This window comes from Chryseobacterium formosum (assembly GCF_026460885.1).
In the GTDB taxonomy this organism is placed as follows: Bacteria; Bacteroidota; Bacteroidia; order Flavobacteriales; family Weeksellaceae; genus Chryseobacterium; species Chryseobacterium formosus.
In genome coordinates this window covers 148,951-166,219 of sequence record NZ_JAOVZW010000021.1, presented here as the reverse complement: position 1 = coordinate 166,219, position 17,269 = coordinate 148,951, and the positions used below count along the sequence as shown (strand labels likewise).

Genomic DNA, 17,269 nt, shown 5'->3' with positions numbered 1-17,269 from the left:
ACCACAAGCATTTTTGATTGTAGTAACTATTTTTGTCTAAGATTAGTGTAAAAGGAATTATTTGAGATCTGTATTCATATTTAAAAAAGTTTTCACAATGGTGTATAGTTATTTTATTTTTTACGAATATATAAATATTTCCCAATAAAAAAATTAAATTTTCATTTATTTTTAAATTTCTTTAATTAAAATCAGTTAATTTAACATAATTATAATATTTGCGTAATTATTATTACTAAAAAATGCAAAATTCTTTATTAAAAATATTTTTGTTAAAACTAAGCTTCTTACTTTTAAATGAAGCTCAAACTGCTTAAATAGTACTTTTAAAACAAATGTGTGTTTTTTTCCTTTTATTTCATTCAGAGATTTTTCAACGGATAAACTAACGAAAGGTTTTAATGTGGCTTATGATAAATTTATTTATGCTACGGCGGGAGATTATGTTGTTGCGGTTCCAAGATCTTATTTTCATAAGAAACCGAATATTAACTCAAAACTGAATACTAACTATTTTGCTAAAGTAAATATGGTCTCGCTTAATTTGGATAGGATAATAGATTACATTGATCAAAACCTAAATTCTCATCTTTCACTAAAAGAAATTGCCGCAATGCGTTACTATTTATGTCAGAGGTTCTTTTAACCTACTTTAAAAGGAAAAAACTTCACACATTTTTCAAATTGTTATATATTAAAATAATTATTCTGCAACAACATAACATAATAATCATTATTCAATTTTTAATTTTTCTTAGGTTATGTTTTCTCAAATTCAAACGAAGAATCTCCAGCATCATTTAGAATCATGTAAGCATCGAAACTCTTCCCAGCTTTACTTTTCATCCCTTTGATTAATGAAGTCTTTCCCTTTTCTACCAACAATTGAATATCATTGACTGTCAATAATTTTCCACAAACCATTCTAAACTGCAACCAATTACAGACATCATCTTTACATTTAACAATCTTATCAAGAATGCGAAGCTTTTCTTTTTTACACTTTGGGCAGATTAAATCAGGTAAATCTTCTCTTACAATTTTTATCTGAAGTAATTCATTTGTTATAGCTGAAGCATAATCTTCAATGCTTTTCTGAAAATTTGATCAATCATTCTCATTATTTTCAATCTTAGGTATAGAACAGCTTTTTTCTAATTTGGGTGAAGATTTTAACGCCAGTTGCATGATTGAAGTATTGGCAAACATCAAGAGCGAAAAAGGGCTGAAAATTATCCAGAAGTTCATTGATTTTATCCATCAGACCGACCTTCATCGCCAATCCTTCTATACAGGTAAGCGGGTTCAACAAAATGCTCAAAAAACTACACAACGAATTAAGCGACGAATACTACAGCATCGATCCAAGTGTGGAGGCCTTAGTTGTTCAATACACAGAAGCTAACTGGAGCAATATCGATTTCCAGGAAGCAATCAAAGAAGTTGTTTTTGAATCCAAAGAAAAAGACGAATCCGAATTGATTGGAGACTTGAATCAAGCCATCAAAAGTGGTAACCTAACGACTATTAAGAAGATCTTAAAGAATCTAAAATCGGTCAATCAGGCTTGTCAGTACGGATTTTTTCCTTTACTCGAATTGGTATATCTCTCCGATAGTGCTAAAAAAATAGCCATCGCTCAATTGCTCATCGATCATGGAGCCGATCTTAATTTCAGGGATCAATACCAAAATTCGGTACTGCATAAAACAGCCGGTCAGGACAAAAAAACAGAATTCATGGCATTTTTACTCGACCAGGGAATGGACATCAACCTCAAAGATGATTTTGATAACACACCTGTTTTCAAAGCCATGTACGCTCCGGAAATGTGCCAATTGCTAATCGATCGTGGTGCAGATTTAACCTTGACAAACAGGAATGGCTATATACCATTATCGAAAATGTTGGAACGATATTACGGTTGGTATGGCAATAAATTTGCAAAAGAGTATTAACCACTGGTGAAGAAGGTGATCGATGTTTTACTGGCTGCTGGAGCTACGTTTAGTTCTGAGATCTTAATTCACGAAATGACTGAACTAGCCAAGTTTGCCGAAGATCCGAAAATGATGAAGCACTTGCTAAAACAAGCTTCCCATAAAAAATGCACCTGAATTTCAAGCTAACTATTATAAATGGTCGGCCGTATTTGAGGCAAGTTTAAAGGGTAATCTCGAATGCCTGAAATTGTTGGCAGCTAAAGGAGCGTTTTTAAACCATGCATTAGACCTGCCACATTACCCAACCAAAACATTCTGTGGAGCTACACCCATGAATGTCGCATTGAACGATGAGGTACGTACCTTTCTTGCTACTCAAAAAGTACTACCCGGAGAAAGAGCAGCTTATTCGTTGTTTTTAGAAACCAGAGGTAATGATGCCGCCGCAGTAGCTGATTTAATTAAACAGTATAAAAATACAAGCCAAGCGGAAGCGGCAGCGTACCTTCAAACGGTAAAAAAGACGCTCGACGAAACTTACGAGAAGATTGACGGTAAATATGTAATATACAGACCCTTATTTTTGACCAATGTAGCCAATGAAGCCGATGCAAAAGCTATCAAAGTTGCCTTTAATAAATACAATTGCAAACTAACAATGATATAAATAATTTATTTAGATAATAATATATTTTAATGTACCAAACTTAATCTTTATATAAACCTTATTAACTAAATACAAATTAAATATTCTTCGTAATACATTGGAAACTATACGCTTATATGTACTAACAGGAAATTTCTTCACTATTTTTCATGAAAATTATAATCCTTATCAATTAGAAGGGAAAATTTTAAGAATATCATCTATTAGGTACAATAAAGTATATAGTTACCAAAAACTATAGCAATAATATGTTTGAATGTATGTCGAATCATAAAAATAAAATCTGGTACATTTAAAAATATAGTAACCTAATATCATTGTTAACACCATATCGATACGCTTGATTTTAAATTTTTTGTACTGATAGCGTTGCTTATTTTGTGATGTTATTCCTGCTTTAACACAGTAGTAGCTGTAATTACAATGAATACATTGATTTCAACATTATTCATAATGGTTTAAGCAAATGCAATAACTCCACATCTGAACCACCTGGTACAAAGTCTTTCAATAAAGGATTTTTCCTTTTGTAGAGGTTTTTTCTCTCAACATCTGTTCGTGTGAGAGGGAGTCTTATTGATAATACTTAAACCACGCCTTTCGGCGTGGTTTAATGTTACACTTTATCCAAAATACAGATAAAGTTATCAGATCTTTATGCTCTTTCAGATACTTAGTTTATCTTTATTTTTTGATTATTTTAACCACAGCATCCGAATCGTTAATCCTTACCAGATAAGCTCCGGAAATTAAACCGGAAACGTCAGTTTGCTTATTTTCAAACTTGCCTTTTTTCACAAGCTGTCCGGACATATTATACACTTCGTAATAATAATCTTTGTTATCATTAGCACTGATATATAATATGCTACTTACAGGAATAGGATAAAGAACCAGCTTTTCGGATTTAACTTTTTGCTGTACTTCTTCAGACGCCAATATTGTTCGGGCTTGTACCCCCGAGTTATTGGTTACAGGTATCCCAAGATATCTAGGTTCGTCTTTTGCACAACGACAAGACATCGCAGAATAAGGATTCATTCCTATACCTGTGGTCATTAATCCTGATTTTATCCGCAATCCAAGAGCATTACCAAACATAGCATCGTCCATTGATGCTGACCATACTCCTACTTCATTAGCAACGACAGAACTTCCGGTTCTAACTCCTGCAAGAGGGTAATTTCCTATTTTATAAGACTTGCCATTGTTGTTTCCGTTAAATACCCATCCTGCATGATTTCCTAAAGCAGAATTTACCAAAACTCCTTTATAGTCATTTTCGGCTGATGCTTTGTATGTCTGCCCTATCCCTATTTTACTTACGCTGTTAGGATTAGGGTCTGTGATGGCTTTGCCTCCCAGATACCATGGAGAATTACCTTTTACTCCGTCTCCGGTATAGCTGCTTGCAAACGAGTAAGAATTATCGGGAACTCTCCATCCTTCAGGACACGGGTCGAAAGGAGATTTTTCACCTGCGTGTCCCCAACGCTCAAAAGCTATGCCTTGGTCTTCACTGATCCAGTCTTTAGGCTTTTCATACGAAGCACCTCCCAATGTACCTGTTTTTGTAATATCCTGATTCAAATAAGTAAGCGGGTTTTCAGCAGAATACTTCAATACCTTCTTTACAGCAAATTCTCTTTTATTTGTGGATGTAACGTTACCGGCATACTGAGAATAATTGGAGATATACCCTCCGGTTGTACTATTATATTGAGCTGCTCCTATCAACTGACCGTTTCTGTAAATGTTTCCATCTAAAAAGCTCGGTAACGGATCTTTCCTACCAAATTGATAATGCAATCCTATTGTCTTTTTGTACTCATTATCATCTATAGATGTAGCAGTAGTTGGAAAAGCCTTCAAAGCACCCAGATTCCTATCCATAAAAACAGTCTTTAAAGGTGGCAATACAAGACTATAAGAATTGTTTATGACATGTCCACTTGGGGAAATTCCGCTTGCAGTACTATTTGCGGTAATATCATAAGGAATCTCGGTTAAGTATTCTTCAATACCTACAGGTTCTGTTTCAGGTAACCAAATATGCCAGCTCCAAATAACCGGAGAAGACTGTGCCGTTCCGTTATGAAGCGCCACAACTGCATTACCATATTGTCCGGCTGTTCTATTTATTGTGATATTACCATCTTCAGGATTAGAACCCGCCGAATAAACAGCATTTATAGGATCTATATTATTGTCTTTAGTAGTCCAATATACGCTAACACTAAGATCGGCAGGAAAATCTGCATTGTCTGTCAAATAAAGCTTATGCATTGCTACAGCCTTCTTAATGCTGAATGTTTTGGATACATCAGCGGGAGCAATAATATAGCTGTTCGGTTCTTTAGACCAAGACTTTAAATTTTCTACAGTATATTGTGCACTAGCAGAAGGATATATATAATCTGTTTTGAATACTGAAGGCATGTAAGTATCATTAGGATCTTTAATACATCTTACAGTTCCCGCTCCTTTAATTCTTGAGGTCTGAGCAATACTGTAGCTAAGATTCAATTTATCCGGAGTCGTTTTATAATCTGCAACGATACCCATACCACGGATTCCGTTCCAAGGAGAGTATGTAGATGTTGGAAATCCTGCAGTAGCCAGCCAGTTAACATAAGAAACTCCTTCTGATGCACGGTAATAATCCACCTTCTCTTGCGGTCCGAAATATACATAAGCTCCTGTTAACGGGAAATAATCAAGTTTTCTATTTGACTGTCCGCTAAAATCAAATCCTAAGGAAGGATATACTTTAATATTAGACAACATTGAATTATTAGTTTTTAGACTAATATATGAAAAAGGTTTTCCTTCATTTACTGAAGGTGATAAAACAAATGCAGTAGTATAGTCATTATATGCATCGTCATTTCCTCCTCCGCCTCTTCCCCACGGACTTGAATTGTTATTGCCCGTTCCTCCGCCTAAGCTGCCTCCGTAATGAGAAGGGATTCTCCAACCGCAAGGGCATGGATCATAAGAAGATTTTAATTTGTATATCTGACTATCTAATCCTACTTCAGTAATTACATTTGTTGTTCCAACTTTATAAGTATGCCCCTGCTGAGAAAACATACCGTTTCTATTATCAGACCACAGATCCCATGAAATTCTGTTACTATAATATGCTCCATCCATAAATCCCGTTACCCTGTATTCCTGATCTGAAAACCATGTTTCACCAAGAAAGTTAGTATATGTAATTAATTGTAATGGATGGTTTACGGCATATTTTAAATTTTGAGCGACCTCACTATGATTGTTTAAGGTAACAGCATTATTAGGTCTTAATTTCCAACCGAATTCAAATTTGTCTGATCCTACCGGAGCAAAAGGGTTAAATTTTCTACCTTTTCCTATTTCCCCATGTATTTCATAACTTGTCCCGTCTTTATAGGTCATTGGAGGAATAGCGTCTTTTCTTCCCCATTGATACATAAGACCCGCAGATTTATTCCAATCATTCCCTAAAAACTGAGCATTGGTAGCACCCAGATTTCTATCCATCCATTTCCAATCAGCAAATGCATTTACTCCATTCTTATCTTTTTCAAATCCCTGATTATAGGCAGAGCCATTAATGCGTGGATCATCGGTTATCCAAACATGCCAGCTCCAGTATATTGGATCACTGCTATTTCCGTTAGAGCCTGCGTGTAGTGCTATTACTGCATTTCCTTCTCCTTTAGCTTTATTTACGGGAACCAGAATTTTAGCATCTTCTCCGCTTCCGTCTAAATTCAATTTATAGGAAGCATCACTTTTTATTATTCCGGAAACATCTTCCCAATACACATAAGCAGAGAGTTGGCTTCCTGCCGGAACAGGTGTATTAAATGAAACGACAGGATCACGGTCATCTTTCCAAACAGCAAATGCTTTTTTTACAGGAATTTTTATACCATCCACATCTTTCGTGGGATCTTTATCGTCTTTACCTGTAAAAATGTAACTGTTGGGAGCAAGGGTCCAGTCCACGGTTCCTGTGGGATTTACAACAATTTTACCCGTCGCTGTTGCCGAACAAGAAGCATTTGGTACAGTAACAGTAAAGTTATATGTTCCGGGTGTTGTAGGCGTTCCTGAAATTTTTATATCCTTACCTATATTGCCCATACCTGCTACAACAGAATAGGTAACTCCCGTCGGTAGTCCTGCCACTGTAGCAGTCGTTCCTCCAACAATTCTGTATAGAATTTTTTGAATAGGCGTACCTGCATTTACTGTCTGATACGCATCTCCGCTATATCTCTCCAAGCTGTTACTAACACTAATGGTAACGGAAGTAGAGTTGATACAATATCCTTGAAGCTGATTAGGAGTAAAAGTGTAAATACCTTTTACCATATTATCGACTATTGCAGGAGACCAAGTTCCTGTGATAGGTGTTGCAACTCCATTAACCATAACCGTATTGCTTGCAGTAGTCGGAAGTGTATAATTCTGACCAAAACAGATAGAAGAAGGTATAGCAGGTGTGCTAAATGTAGGAGTTACAACTGTTCCTATGCTGACAGTTTTTGTGAGTACACAACCTGTAGTTGTCGTAAATCTAACTATTGCTGAAGCTGCCGTTACTGAAGCTGCTACTGTCATAGTCGCCACATTTGGATTATTAGCATCTTTGATAAGAGTTACTCCGCTAATTGCAGAGTTTAAGCTCCATGGGTTTGTACCTGCTCCTTGTATGCTAGAGGGAACCAATAAAGTAATAGAACTTCCTTTACAAACTTTATCATTACCCGTAATACCGGATATAGAGTTAATTACTACCTCATCCGATAATACAGAAGTACATCCTGTAGCGGTCTTTACATTAAAATAATAACTGGTTCCGGGTGACAAATTAGTGAAAGTTGCTGTTGAGGTATTTCCGGTTAAGGTAGCACCTCCGGGATTGGCGATGATAGTCCAGTTTCCTGCAGGCAGCCCACTTAATATTACCGATCCTGTGGATACAGAGCATGACGGCTGGGTAATAACGCCAGTTGCAGGTGTATTAGGACCTGCATTAACTGTTACCGTTATTTTGGCCCTTAAACCTTCACAACTATTTACAGATTGACTTACCCAATAATCTGTACTTCCTGCTACATTAGTACTCGGTATTGGAGCGGTAGTACTTCCTGTTCCTCCTGTACCTGTAGTATACCAAAGTAATCCTGTACCTGTTGCAGACAAAGAAGATGCTGTTTCATTTTGACAGTAAGTAATCTGAGAATTTACTCCGGGTAAACCAAGAGTGCTACTTACCACTACATCTATTAAAGAACGTGTACTTTCACAACCGTTTATAGTTTGGCTTACATAATAAGAAGTTGTACCCGTACTGTTTGTAGAAGGAGTTGGAGCAATTGTGCTTCCTGATCCTCTTGTTGCTGTAGTGTACCATAATAAGCCCGTTCCTGTTGCTGAAAGTGGAGATGCAGCGGCATTTTGGCAATAAGTAACAGGAGTATTTACTGCGGGAGAGACAGGACCAGCATTTATCGTTACATCTATTTTCTCTCTTGGTCCTTCGCAACCGTTGAGGGTTTGACTAACATAATAAGAAGTTGTACCTGTACTGCTTGTAGAAGGAGTCGGAGCAGTTGTACTTCCTGTTCCTCCTGTTGCTGCATTATACCACAATAACGCTGTTCCCGTTGCAGATAGCGGAGATGCAGTAGTATTTTGGCAGTAAGCAATCGGAGTGCTTACTGACGGAGCAGGAGTTGCACAAGTTTGAGGAGTATAACTAACCAAACCATGTACATTTACTGCATTGGTTACTCCACCATTATTAGTATATAATTTTACTTTTATGATATATGTTCCGGGAGTAATCGGCTTATTGATAACTTCCGGACTTCTTGAGTTTAGCCAGCCTTTGGCTCCATCACTCATCCATGTTGTTTGGACAATTAACTCTTCCGTATTTGGGGATACATCTGTCCTTACCAAATATGTCCAGTTTCTTACAAAGCTTAATGATCTGAGATTAAGTGTTGCATCGGTAGTTCCACTAGGTATCGTAAAGGTTTTGCTATAATAATAGTAATAACCGTCTCCCACGTTAAACAATCCATCTTTATCCGTAATCCACCGGCTTTGCAAAGCATTTCCTGTTACACCTAAACCAGGAAAAGACCATCCGGAATAAGTGTGTCTTGTTTTAGTACTTACCTGAACAGTTTCTCCCGGACGCATTACTGTCCAATCGGGGTCCATTACAGAAGCTCCTCCGGCTACATCCGGAGGCGGAGCATTCATTAAAGTACCGTCATCGTTTTTTCCGGTACTTAAATCAATCGTTATGGTCTGAGATTGTAAAGCTCCAAACCATAACAATAATGATAACAAAAATAATTTGATTTTCATTTTGTAATTTTTCAATTTATACTACTCTATTAAAGGATTTTCGTTTACTCCTAATATCTTTAAGTGATAATGTAATTTTAATATTTTCTCTTGTGGAATGTTAATTTTACTTCTATTGAAAGCTGTTTTCCGTAGAAATTTTGTCATAATTAATAAGAACCCGAATGCATATTCTCTGAAAAAGCAGTATTGTTTTATTCCCATAGAAGATGATTTCTCATAATTCATTCGTTAGAAGAAATAAGTTCATGTCATAACTGTAAAGAATTTTAATAATAGATCTGTATATCATGCATACAAAAGTTCAATATCAGCCTCGGATAAAAGAGAGCTTTTTCATAGCACTTTTTTAAGTTTTAATCATCAAACTTATACAAACATTAATAGTTATAAAATAAGATATTCATCAGAGTTATAAATTTACGTTTCAAATCTGCAATGTAAAACACTACATATAATAGCTTAATATTCAACCAAATGATATTACTCAGCGTTCCAATAAATTATTGTTATTTTACTTTTTACATATAGCAAGCTGTTCGAGAAATTTATCCATCTGTGTATCTCATACTATAAATCAAATATAGCCTGATCAACACATTTATTAAATACCATAAATATGGTATTATTGATGATTAAAAGTTGTACAAGTATTATAGCCCATTGATATAGTCGTCTCTGAACTTGAATTTTTTAATTAAGAATTAAAAAGCATCTTATCACACATATTTTTTTAATTTTTATTAATCTTAACTAGAAACAGAATTTTATATTACCCAAAGGAGGAGAATATCTTTATCCGAATTATACTATAAAATTGCTGCTCCCGAGTGACTTAATCTATATATACATTAAATATATTCCACTTTCTAAATCAATACAAAATTTACTTCCACCATAATCGGATGCAAATGCAATTAAATTACTTGGTAAATATCCTTTCATGTTAAAATGGTTAAAAGCTTCTTCTAAAGTCCAATTATCATTATTCTCATAGTGATACTTAATAGGAATAAAACCAATAATAGATAAATAAGTTTTATACTTATCCATATAAAAGCAATCCTTTATTGGAATCCGCCATTGAATTTTAAATAATAATCTTTAAAATCCTCGGAAAATATCCCGTCTATTTCTTTTTCTAGATTTTTAAAATCAAGTAAATTAATAGGTTTTTGCTCCATTAATAAATTCATTATTCATTATTCATTATCCATTCCTACATTTTTATTTCATTATGTGAAATGCCAATTATTAAAAGAAACCAACACATTTGGAATATTATCAAAATAAATGAGAGCAGAATTATCTTACTCTCATTTTTATAAAGTAAATTTGAGTTAATACTGAAAACAATCGATTATATTTCTGAAAGTGATTATCACTAAATTTTGAACATTACCAAATATCAGATTTTTAAACGATAATGAGCTTTCTTAAAATACATTAAATTTCTGAGAATATTATCAGATCTAAGAATATAACAAATCAATGTTAAGTAAAGGATTATCTTGAAATTCAGTATCAGTCTTATATACCAAAAAAGACGAAATTGTCGTTTCTCCGTTACTGTCAACAAGTCTCCTAGGTTCAAGTATTACTTTTTTTTCCGTTACAATAAATTGGTATTTTTTTTCCATACTTGCTTACATACTTCATCCCAATTTTCCAGCGCATTTCCAGGTATAATAGATAATTCTTTAATCTCTTCATTTAAATTATATACTCCCTTTTGGAAATCATAACTTTCTCCAAAAAATTCAATTACTTTTTCTTTGTTTTCAATACTATAGATTGGATAAGTATATGGATTAATCCCTCATGTAATTATGATAACGCCTTCCTCAAACAACTTATCAATCAATTCTGTATTTGTAAATTCATCTATTAAATTAATGTCCCTATTGTTATATTCTTCATCTATTATAGATTTCATTTTTTCGAAGTATACTAGCAAAAACCTAAATGACTAAAAGCATCAAAATATTTTGATACTTTTAATAACTCTGGTGAAATTAAATTTCAAGTAATTCTGTTTATAAATGATAAAAGTGGAATCAAATGTTCGATTGTAGTCCGTCTCTCCGCATAAAAAAAAGCTTATTGGAAACAATAAGCTTTTTTTGTTTTACAACAAATATTGGTACTTTTATAAAAATTTTAAATTAAACATAAATGAAAAAAAATCTTTTCACTCTACTCTTTCTTTTATTAGCTCACTTTATGTTTGGGCAAATCCCTCCACCGCCTCCAGAACCACCTGCAAAAGAAAAAATTAATAGTGATAAATCTTCATCATTAAGAATGTATGGCGAAGAAGTACAAGCAGTTTTTCCAAAATTTAATATTCCGCTTTCTTTATCGAATGACAAAAAATCGATTTATTATTTTAAAAATGTTGAAGAAAAAATTATTCAACTTGACTCAACGGTTACAGCCGAACAAATTATCAGTTTAACGAAGTTTAATATTTCTAAAAATAATATTGACCCTACCCTTTTAGACAGTTTGGCAAACCGTACTTATAAACTGAACGAAGAAAAAAATTATACCGACGCCATAAAAACCGCTCAAATATTATTAAAGAAAAGTCCGAATAATATTACAGGTCACAAAGAAATTTCATTAGCATACAAAAAGATTGGCGAAGAAAATCTTTCAGCAAAACATCTTGGAATGATGTCCAAAATAATAACATCAATCTTTAAATATGGTGATGGAAATTCTGAAAATCCGTTTTTAATTAATAACTTCTTTGAAGGATTTTCGATCTATGAAGCTGCATATAGATGTAAACCTAAAAAAGTAACCTTGATACTAGATAAAAAACAGAGACTTCTTGGAGCTTACAACGGATATTCTGCGGCAATGGATCAAATTTTAATCAAATATTCAGAATTATCTCATTGGAAACCACAATTAAAAGAAGGAGATTACACAGTTTTAAAATAATACTTGTTTTTAATCCCGATATAATTCCAAACCATTATATAAAATCAATACTTTTTTATCATTCTTGTTAACCGCCTTATAAATCTGATACTTATCTCCATTATATGAAATTCTCTTATAAACTTCAGGTTTTGTCTTATAAATCGGCGGAATTTTCACACTATTTCTACTGGAATTATAAACTCCAAACAAATTGTCTTTAACAACAACATTTCCATCAATAATATCATCAAACTGAAAAGGAATGGATTCTTTAAAAGCTTTCTTCTCTGTATCAAAAACAATCATTCCAAACTTAACATCTTTTTTCGCAACGATGTACGGAATAAAATTTCCATATTGATTGTAAAAAGTACGTTGTTCTATAAAATCATACCAATCACTTTCTTTGTTATATGTAGTTGCAAAAAGTGCAAATTTGTTATCTTTTTTAACAATAAAAAGCTTTTGCCCCTCATTACTGTAAGTCTTGTCTAATCCCGGCAATACCAAATCGTATTTAAATTCCAGAGGTTTTTCTGAATACGCTTCAAAAATTGCATATTGATTACTTTTATTATCTTTTACAATGATCGGACTTAGCGTTTCTTTAACTCTGAAAATATTTTTATAGTCCTTTAAAGCAGCATAACTTTCACCTGCGGGAACTTTTTCGGTTTTTAACCATTCTTCATAAGGTTTTTTTTGAATCACACTTGGCGGCGGCGGCGCAGTAAGGTCTATTGTAAATGTTTCAGTTTTAACGATTTTCTTCTCATTTAAATAATAAGCTTTAAAAAAAGCAGTTTTATTTTTAACAGAATAGTCTAATGAATCATATTTTACAGGAATTACAGTTTCATTCTCATATTTTAAAAGTCCAGTTTTGTTAGCAATTTTTACAATGCTGTAAAAAAACAAATCATCCTTCAGTTTAGTAATTTTATCATAAGGATAAGATGCCGCATTTTCATCTATTTGCCATTCTCCATTGCTAAAAGACGGATAAGCAAAACCCATCCGATTATTTTTCTTATAAAAAATATTCTTATCAGCGTCTTGAATTATCTCAAAATTTTCAAAATATCTTTTGTTATCTGAATCAATAAAATGTATCTCATTTCCTTTTCGCATGAGGTAATAAGAACTTGTAGGTAATGTTTTTTCAGAATTAATTTCAAAATTTACCAACTCATCATATTGTGGTTTTACTTTAATATTTCCCAGTGTATCTGCAAGTCCCCAATTTTTGCCTACTTGAAATGGAACCAGAAAAATATCATTTTTCTTTGTTTGCTGTGAAACATTTTGCTGGACTTCACCTTTTTTGCAGGAGAAATTAAATAATAAAATAGAACAGATAAATAATGAAAATCTTTTCATTGATGGTATTTTGCAGCGAATATATTAAAACTACTTTATCTTTTTATAATAATTTAAATCGTTTTAGATTTTTTCAGATACCCATTAAATAATTTTTAGCTATTTTTAAATCTACTTTAGAAAAAAATGGAAAGTTTAGAATTCAAACTCGTCGAACCAGATATCTCGTTAAGTGATTTCGTATATTGTTTTTCTTCTTTACAAAATCTTTCTCAACAACAGGATGTTGTCATTATTCCCAACGGAAAAATTGATTTGAATTTTTCAATTAATGATAAAGGTGATTTTCAAATTGCTCTATTGGGATTAGAAACCGAGCCCAAATATACCAGTCATCAAATTTCTTCGTTTTGTGCAGTGAGCTTTAATCCGATTGCTGTAGAATATATTTTTAATCAATCGGTAGCTCAAATTATCAATTCAGGGAAGGTATTACCTAATGATTTTTGGGATATTGCCATTGAAGATTTGAACGATTTTGAAAAGTTTTGTTCAAAAATCTCTCAAAAAATAAGTTCTCTTTTACCTAAAGAAATAGATGAACGAAAGCTTAATTTATTTAAATTGATATTCGAATCAAACGGAGAAATCACAATAAAAGAACTTTCCGAGAAAATATCATGGAGTCCACGCCAAATCAATAGATATTTCAATCATCAGTTCGGACTTTCATTAAAAGCTTACTGCAAAATATTGCGTTTTCAGGCTTCTCTTCCACACATCAATAAAGGGGAACTTTACCCTCAACTCAATTTCACAGACCAATCACATTTTATTAAAGAAATCAAACAATTTTCCGGAGTTTCACCAAAAGAATTACACAAAAACGAAAATGACCGATTTTTACAATTTTTAGTTTATAAGCAATCTTAATTTTGCTCTATAAAATTAAAAAGAATGTTGTTACAAAATAAACAAGTCGCTATTATCGGAGGTGGTCCCGGTGGATTGACATTGGCCAAACTTTTACAATTAAAGAATGTCAATGTAAAAGTGTACGAAAGAGATACAAACAAAAATGCACGAGTACAGGGTTCACCTTTAGATTTGCATGAAAATTCAGGTTTGGCGGCTTTGGAAAAAGCAGGATTGATGGAAGAATTTAAAAAGAATTTCATGGTTGGAGCCGATAAAACAACAATTACAAATCCACAAGCCGAAATTTTCTACAACGAGCATGAAACTGATAAAAAAGAAGAGAATTTCTGGTATGAACATTTCCGACCTGAAATCGACCGAGGTGTTTTAAGAAAAATACTTTTAGAATCATTAGAGCCAAATACCATTATTTGGGGCAGCCACTTTTTATCTATGGAAAAAGAAAATGAAGGCTGGATTTTACATTTTAAAAACGGAAAAGATGTTTATGCAGATATTGTTATCGCTGCAGACGGAGCCAACTCGAAAATCAGACCCTATTTAACGGATATAAAACCATTTTATACAGGAATTTTGATGCTTGAGGGAAATATATATGATGCTGAAAACTCGGTTCCGAAGATTTCTTCAATTCTCAAAGGCGGAAAAATTATGGCATTCGGAAATGAGCAAAATATTTTAATGGGACAGAAAGCTGATGGAGAAATAGGATTTTATGTAAGTTTTAAAGCCCAAGAAAATTGGGTAATAAAGAGTAGATTAGATTTCTCAGACAGAGATAAGGTTTTAGATTGGTTCAAATCAAACTATTCAGAATGGAGCGATATTTGGCATGAATTATTCGAAAATACTTCTACTCCGTTTATTCCACGTCCGATTTATTGTATGCCTTTAGATCAAACTTGGGAAGCTCAAGACAATTTGACTTTATTGGGTGACGCAGCGCATTTAATGCCTCCTTTTGCTGGTGAAGGCGTTAATATGGCGATGCTTGATGCTTTAAAACTGAGTGAATATTTAACGAATAATGAATACAAATCTACTTTAGAATCCATTTTACATTATGAAAAAGAAATGCGGGAAAGAGCTTCAGTAATTGCACAAGAATCTATTGAAAACGGAGAAAAAATGCATAGCAAAAATGCACTTTCTACAATGTTGGAATTTTTTAATCATTAAATTTTTCAGCAGTCTGAAGATTGGCTTTGTTTTTGCCAACCAAGGATTATGAAAACAATTTTTATCGTAGAAGATGAGACAGGCATCAGAGATGCATTACAATTGCTCCTGTCATTCGAAAATTATGATGTGCGTTCTTTTGCAACCGTTGAAGCTTTCAACAGCAGAGATAAATCTGTAGTTCCTGATATTTTTATCCTGGACGTAAGACTTCCTGATGGTTCCGGTACAGATTTATGCAATCAGATTAAGGAAGATGAAGCCACTTCAAAAATTCCTGTGATGATAATCAGTGCTCATGCAAAAGCTGAAAATGTAATTAATTCTTGTGAAGCCGATGAATTTATCCCAAAACCTTTCGATATTGATGATGTTTTGGTGAAAATTGAAAAACTTACTGCACAGTAAAAAAATATTATAGTAGAATACTCCAAAGTTAAATTGGAGTATTTTTTTGCTTCATTTTAAATTTAAAAACAGGAAACTAATTCACAGTCTTTTGTTATATTTGAATATCAACAAAACAAATATTAATATTAAATCTAATGGGATATTACGTAACAGGATACTTAACAGATTCAGCAAAGATTAAAAAACTTTACGGAAGCAAAGATCAAGAGATATTGACTTCTCTTCTAAACGAATTATCAGATTCATTGGATGAGCTGAATGATGATTTCGATTTTGATGATAATTTAAATGAAGAAAAGAATTCACAAGCTGTTCTAACTGATATTATTAATGGAGAAATCAGATTTCCAGAACTTGCATATTTGTATGGTTATATTTACGAAAAACTTTGTGAACATTTTGGAGAAATAGTTGAATCACCAAATGATGAGTTTTCAACGAATTATTATTGGGAAATTCCTAAAGAGACTTATAAGGCTTTTATTCCTATTCCGTTTTCATCAGATTTTCCTGAAGTTTACAGTATTTATGCTGCAGATTTACAGACAGAAAAATCAAATTTTTTAGCCTTAACCGAAAGAAAAGGAGTTGATGCAGATTATTTAAAAACAGAAAAAGAAGATTTTGAATTTGCCTTTAATAAAGCAATCGACGAAGACAAAGATTTGGTTTTCTTTCTGTATTAAATCTTAATAAATAAGCTATGCAAAGTAAATTTGTCACAGGAAAAATAATGATTTTCACATCATTTATCATCTGTTCTTTTTTGTACTCGCAGGAAAAAGTAATTATTTCTAATGCAAAAAAGTATGATGATTTTATTGAATTAAGTCTGGAAATTGAAAATAAACCAACCGACAAATTTCATTTGATAAAAATAGATACTATTGCTACGAAAACCAATAAAGACGAATTTCTGAAAGACAATGGTGATTTGGAACAAATTTTCCGAAGAGCAAATGTTTTAATTCGCTATCAAATTCCTTCAAAAAAATTTAAAACAGTTGATATTGAAGGCAAGCTCAAATATTTCAAGCCTTCAGAGCAAAACAAATCCTATTTAAAATTAGGAAAGATTAAAAATTTAAAGAAAAATACCAATTTAATCAGCCCAAATACGGCAAAGGAAAATGCTTTATATTTTAGCATTGTAGATTCAGATGAGATTAAAAAAGCTTTTATCAAATTAAAAGACAATGAAAATTTCAAAAAGATTGATTTTAATTCTTATGATTTAATGTATGCTTTCAAAAGTAGTAAGAATCAAGATTTTCTACCTGTAGTAAATGATGAACTAGATTTTGGTTACAATAATTTGACATTGAGAAATCCTGAAACAGGCATCAGTTATATAATGATTAAACTAAAAAAAGAAATGACCGATTCAGAAAGAAATGAAATCAATATCGACCTTTTAATTGAAAATAAAGCTTCCGTGAAAGAAATCCCTTTTGATTTTAAGAATGTTGAAGTAAAAGATTTATAATCAAAAATATTT

The 17,269-nt window shown here is 32.8% G+C and carries 13 protein-coding genes; 9 read left to right on the top strand and 4 right to left on the bottom strand.

Annotated features, from left to right (window positions below):
- Positions 1-337: 337 nt before the first annotated feature.
- Positions 338-646 carry a hypothetical protein gene (locus OF897_RS17355; RefSeq protein WP_267266941.1) on the top strand — a complete coding sequence of 103 codons (309 nt, stop codon included), beginning with the start codon at positions 338-340 and terminating at the stop codon, positions 644-646.
- Positions 647-759: 113 nt separating this feature from the next.
- On the opposite strand, the gene OF897_RS17350 is transcribed toward OF897_RS17355, so the two are convergent.
- Positions 760-936 carry a topoisomerase C-terminal repeat-containing protein gene (locus tag OF897_RS17350; RefSeq protein WP_267266940.1) on the bottom strand — a complete coding sequence of 59 codons (177 nt, stop codon included), beginning with the start codon at positions 934-936 and terminating at the stop codon, positions 760-762.
- A 311-nt stretch (positions 937-1,247) separates the two neighbouring features.
- Here OF897_RS17350 and OF897_RS17345 point away from each other — a divergent pair, with 311 nt between their 5' ends.
- The gene (locus OF897_RS17345; protein ID WP_267266939.1) at positions 1,248-1,958 is read left to right on the top strand and encodes an ankyrin repeat domain-containing protein; all 711 of its coding nucleotides are present in this window, start codon (positions 1,248-1,250) and stop codon (positions 1,956-1,958) included.
- Between the two features lie 235 nt (positions 1,959-2,193).
- Positions 2,194-2,610, top strand: coding sequence for a hypothetical protein (locus OF897_RS17340; protein WP_267266938.1), 417 nt, complete (start codon positions 2,194-2,196; stop codon positions 2,608-2,610).
- A 684-nt stretch (positions 2,611-3,294) separates the two neighbouring features.
- On the opposite strand, the gene OF897_RS17335 is transcribed toward OF897_RS17340, so the two are convergent.
- Entirely contained in the window at positions 3,295-8,988 is a 5,694-nt protein-coding gene (locus OF897_RS17335; RefSeq protein WP_267266937.1) for an Ig-like domain-containing protein, read from the bottom strand.
- Positions 8,989-9,828: 840 nt separating this feature from the next.
- A complete protein-coding gene (locus OF897_RS17330; RefSeq protein WP_267266936.1) occupies positions 9,829-10,041 on the bottom strand; it encodes an SMI1/KNR4 family protein in 213 nt (70 codons plus the stop codon).
- Positions 10,042-11,163: 1,122 nt separating this feature from the next.
- On the opposite strand from OF897_RS17330, the gene OF897_RS17325 reads away from it, so the two are divergent.
- Positions 11,164-11,940 carry a DUF4919 domain-containing protein gene (locus OF897_RS17325; protein WP_267266935.1) on the top strand — a complete coding sequence of 259 codons (777 nt, stop codon included), beginning with the start codon at positions 11,164-11,166 and terminating at the stop codon, positions 11,938-11,940.
- A 9-nt stretch (positions 11,941-11,949) separates the two neighbouring features.
- Here OF897_RS17325 and OF897_RS17320 read toward each other — a convergent pair whose 3' ends face one another.
- On the bottom strand, positions 11,950-13,302 hold the full coding sequence (locus OF897_RS17320) for a WG repeat-containing protein (RefSeq protein ID WP_267266934.1): 1,353 nt from the start codon (positions 13,300-13,302) through the stop codon (positions 11,950-11,952).
- Between the two features lie 126 nt (positions 13,303-13,428).
- Between OF897_RS17320 and OF897_RS17315 the strand changes: the two genes are divergently transcribed.
- The 5 genes from OF897_RS17315 (at position 13,429) to OF897_RS17295 (ending at position 17,257) form a co-directional block, all read left to right on the top strand.
- The gene (locus OF897_RS17315; RefSeq protein WP_267266933.1) at positions 13,429-14,175 is read left to right on the top strand and encodes a helix-turn-helix domain-containing protein; all 747 of its coding nucleotides are present in this window, start codon (positions 13,429-13,431) and stop codon (positions 14,173-14,175) included.
- Between the two features lie 24 nt (positions 14,176-14,199).
- Entirely contained in the window at positions 14,200-15,360 is a 1,161-nt protein-coding gene (locus OF897_RS17310; RefSeq protein ID WP_267266932.1) for an FAD-dependent oxidoreductase, read from the top strand.
- A 48-nt stretch (positions 15,361-15,408) separates the two neighbouring features.
- Complete coding sequence (locus tag OF897_RS17305; RefSeq protein ID WP_267266931.1) at positions 15,409-15,768, top strand: response regulator; 360 nt, start codon at positions 15,409-15,411, stop codon at positions 15,766-15,768.
- A 137-nt stretch (positions 15,769-15,905) separates the two neighbouring features.
- On the top strand, positions 15,906-16,457 hold the full coding sequence (locus tag OF897_RS17300) for a DUF7691 family protein (RefSeq protein WP_267266930.1): 552 nt from the start codon (positions 15,906-15,908) through the stop codon (positions 16,455-16,457).
- 17 nt (positions 16,458-16,474) lie between these two features.
- Positions 16,475-17,257 (top strand): hypothetical protein, encoded by a 783-nt coding sequence (locus OF897_RS17295; protein WP_267266929.1) that lies wholly within the window; start codon positions 16,475-16,477, stop codon positions 17,255-17,257.
- The last annotated feature ends 12 nt before the right edge of the window (positions 17,258-17,269 follow it).

Coding starts and splice junctions, on each gene's coding strand:
- OF897_RS17335 (WP_267266937.1), bottom strand. CDS start 8,988: ATGAAAATCAAATTATTTTTGTTATCATTATTGTTATGGTTTGGAGCT.
- OF897_RS17330 (WP_267266936.1), bottom strand. CDS start 10,041: ATGGATAAGTATAAAACTTATTTATCTATTATTGGTTTTATTCCTATT.
- OF897_RS17325 (WP_267266935.1), top strand. CDS start 11,164: ATGAAAAAAAATCTTTTCACTCTACTCTTTCTTTTATTAGCTCACTTT.
- OF897_RS17320 (WP_267266934.1), bottom strand. CDS start 13,302: ATGAAAAGATTTTCATTATTTATCTGTTCTATTTTATTATTTAATTTC.
- OF897_RS17315 (WP_267266933.1), top strand. CDS start 13,429: ATGGAAAGTTTAGAATTCAAACTCGTCGAACCAGATATCTCGTTAAGT.
- OF897_RS17310 (WP_267266932.1), top strand. CDS start 14,200: ATGTTGTTACAAAATAAACAAGTCGCTATTATCGGAGGTGGTCCCGGT.
- OF897_RS17305 (WP_267266931.1), top strand. CDS start 15,409: ATGAAAACAATTTTTATCGTAGAAGATGAGACAGGCATCAGAGATGCA.
- OF897_RS17300 (WP_267266930.1), top strand. CDS start 15,906: ATGGGATATTACGTAACAGGATACTTAACAGATTCAGCAAAGATTAAA.
- OF897_RS17295 (WP_267266929.1), top strand. CDS start 16,475: ATGCAAAGTAAATTTGTCACAGGAAAAATAATGATTTTCACATCATTT.